Source organism: Streptomyces sp. NPDC086519, assembly GCF_040686075.1.
GTDB lineage: Bacteria > Actinomycetota > Actinomycetes > Streptomycetales > Streptomycetaceae > Streptomyces > Streptomyces shenzhenensis.
Genome location: NZ_JBFBJL010000013.1, coordinates 70324 through 82528, shown reverse-complemented (window position 1 = coordinate 82528; position 12205 = coordinate 70324). Strand labels below are relative to the sequence as shown.

Annotated in this window: 13 protein-coding genes and 2 pseudogenes; 8 read left to right on the top strand and 7 right to left on the bottom strand. The window is 70.7% G+C overall.

The annotated features are described in order from the left end of the window. The first annotated feature begins 27 nt into the window (after window positions 1–27). Window positions 28–708, top strand: coding sequence for a PH domain-containing protein (locus AB0P24_RS14825; protein WP_365793854.1), 681 nt, complete (start codon window positions 28–30; stop codon window positions 706–708). A 301-nt stretch (window positions 709–1009) separates the two neighbouring features. Here AB0P24_RS14825 and AB0P24_RS14820 read toward each other — a convergent pair whose 3' ends face one another. Further along, window positions 1010–1225, bottom strand: a complete 216-nt coding sequence (locus AB0P24_RS14820; protein WP_365793852.1) for a hypothetical protein — start codon at window positions 1223–1225, stop codon at window positions 1010–1012. 364 nt (window positions 1226–1589) lie between these two features. On the opposite strand from AB0P24_RS14820, the gene AB0P24_RS14815 reads away from it, so the two are divergent. Beyond that, entirely contained in the window at window positions 1590–1994 is a 405-nt protein-coding gene (locus AB0P24_RS14815; protein ID WP_365793850.1) for a VOC family protein, read from the top strand. Window positions 1995–2329: 335 nt separating this feature from the next. On the opposite strand, the gene AB0P24_RS14810 is transcribed toward AB0P24_RS14815, so the two are convergent. Beyond that, entirely contained in the window at window positions 2330–3067 is a 738-nt protein-coding gene (locus AB0P24_RS14810; RefSeq protein ID WP_365793848.1) for an SDR family oxidoreductase, read from the bottom strand. A gap of 137 nt (window positions 3068–3204) precedes the next feature. Here AB0P24_RS14810 and AB0P24_RS14805 point away from each other — a divergent pair, with 137 nt between their 5' ends. The 4 genes and pseudogenes from AB0P24_RS14805 to AB0P24_RS14790 all read left to right on the top strand — a co-directional run bounded on the left by AB0P24_RS14805 (window position 3205) and on the right by AB0P24_RS14790 (window position 5127). After that, the gene (locus tag AB0P24_RS14805; protein ID WP_365793846.1) at window positions 3205–3777 is read left to right on the top strand and encodes a helix-turn-helix domain-containing protein; all 573 of its coding nucleotides are present in this window, start codon (window positions 3205–3207) and stop codon (window positions 3775–3777) included. 144 nt (window positions 3778–3921) lie between these two features. After that, a pseudogene (locus tag AB0P24_RS14800) lies at window positions 3922–4153 on the top strand (hypothetical protein); the annotation flags it as partial. Window positions 4154–4165: 12 nt separating this feature from the next. Then, a pseudogene (locus tag AB0P24_RS14795) lies at window positions 4166–4420 on the top strand (transposase); the annotation flags it as partial. A 344-nt stretch (window positions 4421–4764) separates the two neighbouring features. Then, entirely contained in the window at window positions 4765–5127 is a 363-nt protein-coding gene (locus AB0P24_RS14790; RefSeq protein ID WP_365793844.1) for a hypothetical protein, read from the top strand. 304 nt (window positions 5128–5431) lie between these two features. On the opposite strand, the gene AB0P24_RS14785 is transcribed toward AB0P24_RS14790, so the two are convergent. Next, entirely contained in the window at window positions 5432–6274 is an 843-nt protein-coding gene (locus tag AB0P24_RS14785) for a DUF6461 domain-containing protein (RefSeq protein WP_365793842.1), read from the bottom strand. A gap of 128 nt (window positions 6275–6402) precedes the next feature. Between AB0P24_RS14785 and AB0P24_RS14780 the strand changes: the two genes are divergently transcribed. Next, a complete protein-coding gene (locus AB0P24_RS14780; protein ID WP_365793840.1) occupies window positions 6403–7080 on the top strand; it encodes a hypothetical protein in 678 nt (225 codons plus the stop codon). Window positions 7081–7095: 15 nt separating this feature from the next. Here the strand turns inward: AB0P24_RS14780 and AB0P24_RS14775 are convergent, their stop codons facing one another. Together AB0P24_RS14775 and AB0P24_RS14770 are read right to left on the bottom strand one after the other, a co-directional pair. After that, window positions 7096–7284, bottom strand: coding sequence for a DUF397 domain-containing protein (locus AB0P24_RS14775; RefSeq protein WP_365793838.1), 189 nt, complete (start codon window positions 7282–7284; stop codon window positions 7096–7098). Window positions 7285–7293: 9 nt separating this feature from the next. Further along, a complete protein-coding gene (locus tag AB0P24_RS14770; protein ID WP_365793836.1) occupies window positions 7294–8145 on the bottom strand; it encodes a helix-turn-helix transcriptional regulator in 852 nt (283 codons plus the stop codon). A 235-nt stretch (window positions 8146–8380) separates the two neighbouring features. Between AB0P24_RS14770 and AB0P24_RS14765 the strand changes: the two genes are divergently transcribed. Next, window positions 8381–8827 (top strand): ATP-binding protein, encoded by a 447-nt coding sequence (locus tag AB0P24_RS14765; protein ID WP_365793834.1) that lies wholly within the window; start codon window positions 8381–8383, stop codon window positions 8825–8827. Between the two features lie 269 nt (window positions 8828–9096). Here AB0P24_RS14765 and AB0P24_RS14760 read toward each other — a convergent pair whose 3' ends face one another. Both AB0P24_RS14760 and AB0P24_RS14755 read right to left on the bottom strand, forming a co-directional pair. After that, window positions 9097–10281, bottom strand: a complete 1185-nt coding sequence (locus AB0P24_RS14760) for a hypothetical protein (protein WP_365793832.1) — start codon at window positions 10279–10281, stop codon at window positions 9097–9099. A 221-nt stretch (window positions 10282–10502) separates the two neighbouring features. Then, window positions 10503–12134 carry a phospho-sugar mutase gene (locus AB0P24_RS14755; RefSeq protein ID WP_365793830.1) on the bottom strand — a complete coding sequence of 544 codons (1632 nt, stop codon included), beginning with the start codon at window positions 12132–12134 and terminating at the stop codon, window positions 10503–10505. Window positions 12135–12205 lie beyond the last annotated feature (71 nt).

Here is a 12205-nt window from a genome sequence, read left to right as displayed (position 1 = left end):
GGCGCACGGCTGAGGCAGAATCGGCGCATGACCACGCCCCTCGTCAAGGACCGCATCTACCGCTCGCCCCAGGCGCTGATCGGCGGCGTACTGCTCCTCGCCATCGTCGGCTGGCTCGGCATCGACGCGCTGCTCCGGGGGCAGGGCCGCACCCCCTGGCTGGCCCTCGCCGCGCTCATCCTCATCGTGCCGCTGGTCGCCGCCTTCACGCTGCGTCCCGCGGTGTTCGCGAGCGAGGACCGGCTGCGCGTCCGCAACCCGTTCCGGGTGATCACGCTGCCGTGGGGGGAGATCGCCTCGCTGCGCTCCGGTTACTCGAACGAGGTGATCGTGAAGTCCGGTGCGAAGTACCAGCTCTGGGCGATCCCCGTGTCCCTGCGGGGTCGCAAGAAGGCGGCGCGCCGGCAGGCGAAGGCGGAGTCGGACGTGCGGCGCGGGCGGACGGGGCCGGGGGCGGGAGCCGCCGGGCGTGGGCTCGGCGGCTTCGGCGGGTTCGGGAGCTCCGGGGGACTGGGCGAGCCCGAGCACGCGGCCGGGCCGTTGCGCACGGAGACCGACAAGGTCATGGACGACCTGCGGGAGATGCTGGAGAGCAGGGGGCCGGCGGAGTCGGCGCAGGGCGAGATCACGGTGCGGTGGGCGTACGAGCTGGCCGCGCCGGCGGTGGCGGGGGCGGTGCTGCTGGCGGTGCTGCTGGCGGTGGGGTAGGGATTGGACCCTGTGGTGCACTTCGTGGAGGTCGGATGACGCGGCGTACGGAGCTGACGGCCAAGGGCAGGGCCACGATCACCCCTCCGTCTGCTCGGTCCCCGTCAGGTGCGGACCACTGTGCGCCCGGGAAAATGGACCAGCAAGTCCAGAACTGGGAGTCTGCGCCTGCCGAGCCGGGCGTTTCCGGGCTCGGGGTGGTGGGTTGCTCCGATGGCCGAGTCCCTGCCGCCCGGCGGCGCCGTTCCTGATGCTGGCGAAGTGGCCGCCGCCGGGCGGAACGTCGCCGTCAACCTGGTTGTCAGCGCCGGTCTGTGGCTCGCGGGTGCCCCGTACCTGCGGAGGTGATCCAGCAGGTCTCCCGGACCGTGTCGAGGAGGTACCGGATGCGGCCGCCGCCGGTCACCTCGATCTGCCACTGCTCACAGGTCTGCCCGCGATGGGTGCCGTGCGCGAGGCCGCCCTTGAGGCGGTGGTGCCGGGGAGTCTCGGTGGCCGGTCTGGGGGCGGTGCGCAAGGTGAGCCAGGCGCGGCAGGTGTTCTCGCGGGCCTGCTGGGCGAGGCTCTCCCAGCCCTTGGCCGAGGCGGCGTCGGCGAACCGGACCTCCCAGTGGCCCTCTGGCGGCGGTGAGCCGTGGGCGCGGCGGTGACGCGCAGGCTGTGGGCCCCGGTGCTGGTGGGCTCGCGTATTCGGCTGTCGCCAGTTCCCGACCCGGCTGGGGATGGGGTGACGCTCCGTGGCCGAAAGGGTCCACCTCCTCGGAAGACGCCTCGACGGCGCAGGCGCCGCTGTTTAGGATCATGCGCACGCATCGCGTGCCGGTCACCGGCTGGGTGAGGCATGGAGGTGCCGTGAGGTGCCTTGCGGAGGCATTCCACATATGTCAGTCGAGTTGAATCACACCATCGTCCATGCCCGGGACAACCGGGAGTCGGCCGAGTTCCTGGCGCACATCCTGGGGCTTGAGGTCGGGACCGAGTGGGGCCCGTTCATTCCGGTGGCCACCGGCAACGGGGTCACCCTGGACTTCGCCGCCGTTCCGGCGGAGTCGATCGTCATGCAGCACTACGCGTTCCTCGTTTCCGACGAGGAGTTCGACGCGGCCTTCGCGCGTATCCGGGAGGCCGGGATCATGTACTACGCCGATCCGCATCTGAAGCAGCCTGGAGAGATCAACCACCATCACGGCGGGCGCGGACTGTACTTCATGGATCCGGCCGGGCACGGCATGGAGATCATCACGCGGCCCTATGGCAGCCACCAGGAGCGGCCGACGGCATCGTGAGGCATGGGCAGGCCAGGGCACTCCCTGGCCTGCCACCCCGTGGCGGGGTTCAACGGCCGTGAGTTCCCTGGGAGCCCGGCCCGCTGGTGACCGTACGCGGTTGCCAGGGCGTACCGGCTCCAGGCGCCGCCGGTCTCATGGCGGAGCCGGGTGGTCTTGTCGTGGTGGCCGACAGCGTCCGCCACGGCAGGGGCGGGCGGTTCGAGGAGTTGTCGGCGGATGGCGGCCCCGCGTGCCGCGGCGGCGGCGATCCAGGCCTCGTCCGGGAGAGCCGAAAGGCGATCCGCGCGGGACGGCCGGGCCGCCCGGCGGCCGGGGCCGTTCCGGGGCGGTCGTCAGGCTTGCACCGTGGGGCGGACGACGATCTCGCTGACGTCGATGCCGTCAGGCTGCTCGATCGCGTAACCGATGGCGGAGGCGACGGCGGAGGGCGGCATGGCGATCTCGTCGCGCTGCCGGGCGAGCGCCGCCGCTGCCTCGGGGCTCCCTCCCTTGCCCACGCCCTCCGTGTTGGTGAAGCCCGGCGAGACGAGGGTGACGCGCAGGTCGGGGCCGGACTCCTGTCGCAGCCCTTCGGTCAGCACCTTCACCGCCGTCTTGGTGGCCGCGTAGACGGCCTGGGGGGACTTCACGACATAGGCGGCGGTGGAGGCGACATTGACGAACTGCCCGAAGCGCTGCTGCCGGAAGACGGGCAGCGCGGCCCCGATGCCGTTCAGCAGGCCGGTGACATGGGTGGCGACCATGGCGTCCCAGTCGTCCTGGCGCAGCTCGTCGAACGGCGAGACCGCCATCGTGCCGGCGTTGGAGACCAGGACATCGAGTCGGCCGTAGCGGTCGAGTGCCGTATCCGTCAGGCGCTTCAGGTCTTCGCGGCGCGTGACATCGACGACGACCCCGACGGCCGCGCCGCCCTGTGCTGTGATGCGATCGACCACTGCGTTCAGCCGGTCCTCCCGCCGGGCTCCGAGCACCAGGCGGGCCCCTTGCCCGGCGAGATGGAGCGCCGTCGCCTCACCGATGCCGCTGCTGGCGCCCGTGAGCGCGATGACCTTGCCCTTGATGCCGGACATGATGAGTCCTTTCGTGAGGTGTGTGCAGGTAGGTGCGTTCCCCTACAGTGGAACTGGGGGAGCCCCCAGTTAAGCAGACTAACTGGGCGCGCCTCCGTTTAGGCGGCTGGAAAGCCGAGAAAGGAGGGCAAGCGCTGATGGCCGAGGGAGCGCAACGGCCGTTGCGGGCTGACGCGCGGCGTAACCGGGAGAAGATCCTCGCGGCTGCGGTGCGCGTTTTCGCGGCGGAGGGGCTCGACGCCCACTTGGAGCGCATCGCCAAGGAGGCGGGCGTGGGCAGTGCCACGCTGTACCGCAACTTCCCCACCCGCGAAGCACTGGTCGAGGCGGTCTACCGCCACGAGGTCGTCCAACTGTGCGACGCGGCACCCGCTCTGCTGGCGGCGAAGCCGGCCTTTGAGGCCCTGCGTGCCTGGACGCGTCTTTTCCTGGACTACGTGACCGCCAAGTACGGGATGATCGATGCCCTGCGCGCCATCGCCGCCACGGGGAACAATCCGTACGGCCACAGCCGGGAAATGATCCAGGCCGCCCTGACCGCCCTCATGGACGCGTGCGTGGCCGCCGGGGCGATCCGTACCGACATCACCCCCACCGATATTTCCGCCGCCCTCGAAGGCATCGCCCTCACCTCGGCGAGGCCCGAACAACGGCAGCAGGCGGAACGTCTGCTCGACCTGACCCTGGACGGCCTGAGGGCCCGTTTGTGAGGGTCGTCGCGCAAACGAAGCCGCGTCCCGCGCCGGGCCGCTTTTCGACACGGCCGCGCTCCACCTGATCGCCGACCGGGACGGTCTTCCCCTGTCGCTGGGCGTCTCCGGCTCCAACACGCACGACACGACTGCGACCAACCGCGTCGATGGCTGTGCAAGCGGGGCATCCGCCACCGCATAGCCCGCAAAGGCATCGTCGGGTCGTCGAGAGGGCGGGGCCCTGGCTCACCGGCTGCCGATGCCTGCACCGCCGTTACGAGCGCAGCGCCGCACGATCTTCCTCGCCTTCGTCGGTATCGGCGCGGTGGTCCTCGGTCACCGCCGACCCGCCGGGCTGCACAGCAGGCTCAGTGCAAAGCGGCGGGCAGAGTGAGTCGGTATCGGCGAGCGCGAGTGGCTGACGGTGTTCCTGCTGCCCGCCTGCTCACCCGATCTCAACCCGGTCGAGTGGGTCTGGGCCCACGTCAAACGCAGCCTGGCCAACCTCGCCGTCGTCGCCCTCGACCGGCTCGAAGCCCTCGTACGCAACCGGCTCAAACGACTTCAGTACCGGCCCGACACTCTCGACGGCTTCATAGCCGGCACCGGCCTGCCCCTCGACGAACCCACGTCACCTTGCTTGACGAGCCGAAGTCAGTAGCCGTCCCACGCCGCCCCGAACCTCGGCAACACCGGCCTGAGCCGAAGCACCGTAGTTGTCACCAACGGAGAGGGACGAGCTGGCGATTCGGACCGGTCGAAGCAGTCTGGTTGTCACCGACAAGGCATTCGACTTGTCACATGCGCTCATGTGAACGCAGTGCGCAAGGACGGACCCAGGGCGGATCTAGGACGGATCTAGGACAGCAGCTCTTAGCCTCGATCTTGCACAACACCCCGCGGAACGGGGGCTGGAGGGCGGGCCGGGGCAGGACGGCACGACTCGGACCACCGCGATCACCGGCATGGGATCGCGGCCACTGCAAGGCACAGGAGATGATCTTGATGGTTCGCAGGAAACTCTCGACCATAGCCCTCACCGCCGGCATCCTGGCCGGCGGCGTGGCGATCGCCACGCCGGCCAGCGCCATCGGCCCCACCGCGTGCCCCACCCAGAACAGCAGCTACCCCATGAGCCACGGCCTGGAAGTCTGGACCTCGCACGGCAACTTCTGCTACGCGGGCACCCCCGGCACGTGGAGCGTCAACCAGGGTGGCGTCTACAGGGTCACGGCCGACTGGAACCACGGGGCCTTCGACACCAGCGTCGGCTCCTTCGACATCGGGCCGACCGATGGTCCGCGGGGGAACGCGGTCTTCTTCAGCTCCTATGTCACCGTGTACAGCGTGACGATCCTCAACGGCTAGAGCGGGCCCTGGTGATGACCTGAGGACGAGCCTGGCGCTGCCACGGGCAACGCCAGGCAGCCCCGCGACCTGATGCGTTACCCTCTCCCGGCTGCTTCTACCGTTGCGGCATCAGGCGTTCGGGGCCACCTTCGCGAGGCCGTCGAACCGGTGCCGGACCGGTGGTGTCTACAGGGCATCCTGTCTGATCTGCCGGCGACGGCTCAAGAAGGCTGCCGGACCATGATCGCAGCCTCGGCCGCGGCGGCAAGGTCTCTTTTCGACGGCGGCGAGTGCGCCGCGGCACCCACCACGGTCCCGCTCGCTACTCACCCGTCTGGTGCTCCGAACGACCCGCGGTCGGAGGCTCGTTGTAGGTGATCACGACCGGCGCGTCGGCCTGCGCCCGTGCGCGGTCCGACGCCGTCACGATCTCCTCGTAGGTCCATTCCCTGTAGAGGCGCTCCCCGTGGGCATCGGTGATGTCGATGACCACGCCGGTCCATTCCTCTGCGGGTTGTTCGGGGACGAGTCCCAGTTCGTACGTGGCGTCCCGGAGGAGGGTTTCGGTGACACGTATGCCGGTGAGTCTTTCAGCCAGAGCGAGGACCGCCGCTTTCCGGTCGACGTCCGGGGCGCTCTCGTCGTGCTCTCCCTCGGGGGTCAGGGGGAAGCCGACTTCCCGCAGCAGGGGGACCAGTTCATCGGGGGTGTTGCCGGCGCGCGACGAGGGGCCCTCGAACGTCGTACGGAGTTCGCCGTCCTCGAACCAGTGGAAGAAGTGCATGGGCTTGCCGCCGTTGGTCGAGTGCGCCACGACCCGGCCCCCCTTCGACAGCGTCTCCACGCACGCGCCCGCGATCCCCAGGCCACCGTCGAAGCCCAGGACGATTGTCCAGTCGCCGTTCTCGCCCGAGGTGCTGAAGGCGCCCGCGACGTAAGACTCGTCCCAGTAGTCGTAACCCACCTCGGCGCGATGAGCTTCGTCCGCCTTGATCAGCCCGGCCGTTCCCTCCCCGGTGCCGCGCGGTTCCGCCTCCATCGCGCGCAGCACCTCGTGCGGGCTCCGCCCCCGTATCAGTGTCAGGGTGTATCCGCTCTCCATTGCGTGGCGGAAGAGCGGCGAGGTGCGGATCCAGGCGTAGTCGTGCGCGGTCACCAAGTTCATACGGCGCAGTGTGCCCGATGCCTCTGACAACGCCCGGCGCACGCTGGCCGTTGCGTCTGGAGCCCTCCCGCAAGTCGCGGCGCCGAGTACATGCCGGCGATGTCGCGGCGCACCGCTACGTTGTGCTGATGACCGATTCCCTGCCACCCGGCGGTACCCTTCCCGACGCTGAGGAACTGGCCGCCCGCTGGGCGGATGCCTGGCGGCCGGAGCAGGTCGCGGCCCGGTTGGGTGGGGTCGGCGTGCCCTGGTGTGTCGCGGCCGGGTGGGCCCTGGACCTCTTCCGCGGTGGGCAGTCGCGGCCCCACGGCGATCTGGAGATCGCCGTCCCCGCGGCCGGGTTCGCGGAGGTTCGTGACCGCTTTCCCGAGTACGTGTTTGACGCGGTGGGCTCGGGGCGGGTCTGGGCAGGGGCAGGGGCAGGGGCAGGGGCAGGGGCAGGGGCAGGGGCAGGAGAGGGGGCGCTCGCGGCAACGCACCAGACGTGGGTGCGGGATCCGGCGAGCGGCCGGTTCCTCTTCGACGTCTTCCGCGAGCCGCATGAGGGCGGGACATGGATCTGCCGCCGGGACGAGAGCTTGCGGCTGCCGTACGACGCGATCATCGAGCGGACAGCGGACGGTATCCCCTACCTGGTGCCGGAACTGGTGCTGTTGTTCAAGGCGAAGGAGCCACGGCCCAAGGATCACGCCGACTTCGACGGGGTGCTGCCGCTGCTGAGCCGGACGCGGCGCGAGGCCCTCGGCGGGTGGCTGACCCGCCTTCATCCCGGACATCCCTGGCTGGCCGGCCTGGCGATGCGGTGACGAGGGCCGGTTGCCTCACGCTCGGCGTCCCGGTTCTGCCGCGTAGGCGACGAAGTCCGCCCAGGCGGTGGGGCGGAGGGTGAGGTGAGGGCCGGAGGGGTGCTTGGAGTCGCGTATGCGGATGGTGGCCGGGGTGGGGGCTATCTCGATGCAGGCGGAGCCTTCTTCGCTGTAGGTCGACTTCTGCCAGGTCGGTTCGGTCATGTTCGTCTCTCAGAGGTCTTGGGAGATGCGGTGGACGAGGTCCAGCGAGGGGGCGGGTTTCAGGGCGACGGCCTCCATGCGGTCCAGGACGAGCCGGTATTTCTCCAATTGCCCTGCGGCGTCGATGAGTTCGTTGCCGTGAGCGGTGTCCACCTCGACAGTGTCGAGGGTGGGTACCGCACCGTGGAAGTAGTCGACGGCGTGGCCTGTGGTGGGGAAGGAAGTGCCGTCGAAGGGGATCACGCGGAGGTTGACGGCGGGGTGTCCGCTGATCTCGGCAAGGTGGTGCAACTGAGCCCTGGCCACCTCGCGACCGCCGAACTGCATGCGCAGGGCGGCCTCGTGGACAATCGCCGTGTACGACGGTGGCTGCTCGCGATGCAGGATGGCCTGACGCTTGATGCGGTGGGAGACGCGGTATTCGATCTCGTGGGGGCGCAGGGCCGGGACCGCTTGTCGGAACAGGGCGCGGGCGTGTTCCGGTGTCTGGAGCAGGCCCGGGATGTTGATGACCTGGGTCACGCGCAGCGCCTTGGCGTGGTGTTCCAACTCGGCAAGGTCGAGTAGACGGGGTGGCAGGGTGTCGCGGTACTCCTCCCACCAGCCGCGGGTGCGGTCGCCGGCCATGGCGGCGAGGGCGTCGACCAGGGGCTGGTCCGTGCAGCCGTAGATATGGGCGAGCGTGTGTACGCGTTCCGCGCTGATGCCGAAGCGGTTCGCCTCGATGTTGCTGATCTGCGCTTGCGTCGTACCCAGGGATCTGGCGGCCTCGGCGGCGGTCATGCCTGCGCGTTCGCGTAGTCGGCGCAGTTCTACGCCGATACGGAGGCGCCGTGCCGTAGGGGTGGACCTCGGTGGCATGTCCTCACTCCGTTTCATACACCTGGCGTAGTGGTCACCCATACGAACGAGATTGCTGAAGGTTTTGCTCGAAGCTGCAAAACCTTCAGGTCTTGAAGTCTACGGTTAACCCAAGTCGCCCAACTCCCGCCTCCGTAAGCCGGAAGCGCACCGCGCCGCCCTGTCTGCGCGCGGCACTGCCACCGTCGGGTCGGATTGTCGGGCGAACCAAGTCCTCCCGCCGTAGGAGCCGTTCATGGTCACCGTAGCCCCATGCGACACCTGGGCTTACGCCCTCCGCCTGCCTCATGACCCGCGCGCCGCACGTGTCGCACGTATGACCGTACGGTCCGTGCTGGACAGCCACGGGAGAGGTGAAGTGCTCGACACCGTCGCGTTGCTGACGTCCGAGCTGGTCACCAACGCCTACCGGCACACGAAGGGCCCCGCCTCCCTGCGGATCACCGCGCTCGCGGACGGACGCCTGCGAGTCGGCGTCTGGGACAGCCATCCACGCGTCCCCGCCCCCTTCGGCGAGCCGCCCAGGGACCGTGTCCCCCTCGCGCCGACGGACGCCGAGGGCGGGCGCGGGCTGCGTCTCGTGCAGGAGTACGCCGACCGCTGGGGCGGTTGGCCGCTCGGGGACGGCCTGCTGGATCGCGGGGCCGGGAAGCTGCTCTGGTTCGAGGTGGGTGGTCTGTAGCGGTGCCCCCGTAGGCAACGTTGTCCCGGTCCGTGCGTGAGCGCCGGGTCCTCCTCGACGGCGACGGCATCTACCCCGGGTGTGATCGTGGAGAAAGGAGCTCGGCGACACCGAGGCGATGTTCAGCTCACCCCGGGACGAAGGGACCTCGGACCACGTGAGCGGACGGTTCGGGTGACGGGCGGCGGTCCCGGCGAGGGCGCTCTCACGCTCCGGTCCTGACGCGGCCCGGACAGCGGCTTCAGCCGCCTCGTACGCCTCCGACGCTCTCAGGGCGCACTCGGCCACACCAGCAGCATGTACGCCCCGCAGTACGCCGAGCCCGCGACGGCCGTCGTCAGCGCGAGCACCCGCAGGCGCGTCGAGGCGCGGGCGAGGTGCTCGGCGACCGGCAGCAGCAGCGGGAAGCCGGGGAGGAGGAAGCGGGCGCGCGGGAAGTAGACGCCGCCGCTCGCCGCCACGATCAGCAGCAGGACCGCGCTGAACACCAGCAGCGGCAGCGGTTGCCGGTCCGCCGCCGAGAGCGCGAACAGCACGACGGAGACCAGCATCGTCAGGCTGACGACGACCAGGAACAGCTCCGGCCGCGAGACCTGCCCGAACAGGTGCCGGAGCCAGCGCAGGGTCTCCGCGCCGCCGTCCAGTTCGTTGTGCCACATCCGCTGTACGGCGAAGTAGCCGTCCCAGCGGCCCAGTCTGAGGCCCACCCAGCCGACGTACGCGCACCAGCCGAGGGGGGCCACCAGGGCCGCCGTCAGGGCGCGGGCCGAGAAGCGGGTGCGGAGCGAGAGGAGCGCGGTGACCGTCACGGCGGCGGCCACCGCGATCCCGGTCGGCCGGGTCAGCCCGGCGAGTACCGAGCCCGCCGCCGCGTACAGCCAGCGCTCGGTCAGCACCGCGTACAGCGTCCACGCGGCGAACGCCGTGAAGAGCGACTCGGTGTAGCCCATCCACTGGACCAGGCCCACCGGGTACGCCGCCCACAGCACGGTGAGCAGGACGCCGACCCGGCGGCCGGCCAGCCGGTCGCCCACCGCGAACACGCCCCAGGCCGCGATGAGCGACGCCAGCCACGCCAGAGCCAGTCCGGTGCTGGCCCGGGTGCCCGGGGTCAGCACCGCGACGGCCTTCACCAGGAGCGGGTACAGCGGGAAGAACGCCAGGTTGTTGTGGTCGTACGCGGTGCCCAGGGCGTGTGCGTAGCCGTGGTCGGCGATGCCGAGGTACCAGCGGGAGTCCCATTGCGTCGCCAGCATCGGCCACACGCCGTGGTGGCGCCGGTGCGCCCAGACGGTGAGGAAGGCGAGGCCGACGAGGCGTACGGCGACATACGCGGCGAGTGCGGGAGCCGCCCGGCGCAGGGCGTGCCGGGGGGCGGCCGCCGTGGGGAGGTGGGGTCGTCGGGTGCCCGGGATGTGCCCGCGCGGGGTGGTGTCGTGGGCGGTGGGGGACACGGCGGCGGCTCCAGTACGACGGCTGTTGCGGCGGGGGTTACCCGTTCACCGTTTCCCGGCCGCCGGGGCCGTGCGCGGAGCCCGCGTCAACTGCCGTCGGGAAATCACCCGATGGGGTGCTATGGGTGCTCGTACGTGGGGTGACCAAGAGGGGCGCCTCCTGGGTGGGGCGCCCCTCGGGGGTCTGCTGCGGGTTGTGTGTGGGGGAGGTGGGGGGATGGTCAGATGCCTGCCGCTGTGGACAGGTCGTGCTTGATGGCCTTGAGCAGGTCGGCCGCGGTGGCGCGGGCCGCGGGGAGGGCCGTGTGGTCGGCCACGGGGACCACCACCTCCAGGTAGCACTTCAGCTTGGGCTCGGTGCCGCTGGGGCGGACGATGACGCGGGCGCCGGTGAGGGTGTAGCGGAGGCCGTCGGTGGGGGGCAGTCTGTCCGTGCCCTGGGTCAGGTCCTCGGCCCTGGTGACGGGGAGGCCCGCGAGCTCGGTCGGGGGGTGCTCGCGGAGTCTCCGCATGGCCTGCGCGATGACGGAGAGATCCTGGACGCGGACCGCGAGCTGGTCGGTGGCGTGCAGGCCGTGCTCCACGGCGAGGTCGTCGAGGAGGTCGAGGAGGGTGCGGCCCTCCTCCTTGAGGACCGAGGCCAGCTCGGTGATGACGAGGGCCGCGGTGATGCCGTCCTTGTCGCGGACGCCGTCGGGGTCGACGCAGTAGCCGAGGGCCTCCTCGTAGCCGTAGCGCAGGCCGTCCACGCGGGCGATCCACTTGAAGCCGGTGAGGGTCTCCTCGTAGGGGAGGCCCGCCTGCTCGGCGATGCGGCCGAGGAGGGAGGAGGAGACGATCGACTCGGCGAAGACGCCGGTGGCGCCGCGGCGGACCAGGTGGGCGGCGAGGAGGGAGCCGACCTCGTCGCCGCGGAGCATCCGCCATGCGCCGTTGTCCTTGACGGCCGCGGCGCAGCGGTCGGCGTCGGGGTCGTTGGCGATGATCAGGTCGGGGTCGGTCTCGCGGGCCTTCGCGAAGGCGAGGTCCATCGCGCCGGGCTCTTCCGGGTTGGGGAAGGCGACGGTCGGGAAGTCCGGGTCCGGGTCGGCCTGTTCGGCGACGAGGGTGGGGGTGGGGAAGCCGGCGCGGGCGAAGGCGGCGAGGAGGGTGTCCTTGCCGACGCCGTGCATGGCGGTGTAGACCGTGCGGGCGGTGCGGGGGGAGCCGGGGGCGAGGACGGCGTCCGTACGGGCCAGGTAGGCCTCCAGGACCGTGTCGTCGAGGGTCTCCCAGCCGGTGTCGGGGCGGGGGACGTCGTGGAGGGTGGTGACCGCCTGGATCTCGGCGGCGATCTCCGCGTCGGCGGGCGGGACGATCTGGGAGCCGTCGCCCAGGTAGACCTTGTAGCCGTTGTCGCGGGGCGGGTTGTGGCTGGCCGTGACCTCCACGCCGGCGACCGCGCCCAGGTGGCGTATGGCGAACGCCAGGACGGGGGTGGGGAGGGGGCGGGGGAGTACGACGGCCTTGAGGCCGGCGCCGGTCATGACCGCCGCGGTGTCGTGGGCGAAGTCGGCGGACTTGTGGCGGGCGTCGTAGCCGATGACGACGGTGCCGGTGCCGTGGCCGTGGTTCTTCAGGTACGCGGCGAGGCCGGCGGCGGCGCGGATGACGACGGAGCGGTTCATGCGCAGGGGGCCGGCGCCGAGTTCGCCGCGCAGGCCTGCGGTGCCGAACTGGAGGGTGCCGCTGAAGCGGGCGGACAGTTCGGTGAGGTCACCGGCGTCGATGAGCCTGGCGAGCTCGTCGCGGGTCTCCGGGTCGGGGTCCTCGGCCTGCCAGGTTCGGGCCCGGGCGATGAGATCGTCGTGCACGGTCGTCGTCCAACCTCTCGTGGTGTGCCTGCGGCGCATCCGCGGCTTCGGTGGGGGTGCGTGTAGCGCCT

Coding starts and splice junctions, on each gene's coding strand:
- AB0P24_RS14825 (WP_365793854.1), top strand. CDS start 28: ATGACCACGCCCCTCGTCAAGGACCGCATCTACCGCTCGCCCCAGGCG.
- AB0P24_RS14810 (WP_365793848.1), bottom strand. CDS start 3,067: ATGTCCGGCATCAAGGGCAAGGTCATCGCGCTCACGGGCGCCAGCAGC.
- AB0P24_RS14765 (WP_365793834.1), top strand. CDS start 8,381: ATGGTCACCGTAGCCCCATGCGACACCTGGGCTTACGCCCTCCGCCTG.
- AB0P24_RS14770 (WP_365793836.1), bottom strand. CDS start 8,145: ATGCCACCGAGGTCCACCCCTACGGCACGGCGCCTCCGTATCGGCGTA.
- AB0P24_RS14815 (WP_365793850.1), top strand. CDS start 1,590: ATGTCAGTCGAGTTGAATCACACCATCGTCCATGCCCGGGACAACCGG.
- AB0P24_RS14775 (WP_365793838.1), bottom strand. CDS start 7,284: ATGACCGAACCGACCTGGCAGAAGTCGACCTACAGCGAAGAAGGCTCC.
- AB0P24_RS14805 (WP_365793846.1), top strand. CDS start 3,205: ATGGCCGAGGGAGCGCAACGGCCGTTGCGGGCTGACGCGCGGCGTAAC.
- AB0P24_RS14790 (WP_365793844.1), top strand. CDS start 4,765: ATGGTTCGCAGGAAACTCTCGACCATAGCCCTCACCGCCGGCATCCTG.
- AB0P24_RS14785 (WP_365793842.1), bottom strand. CDS start 6,274: ATGAACTTGGTGACCGCGCACGACTACGCCTGGATCCGCACCTCGCCG.
- AB0P24_RS14780 (WP_365793840.1), top strand. CDS start 6,403: ATGACCGATTCCCTGCCACCCGGCGGTACCCTTCCCGACGCTGAGGAA.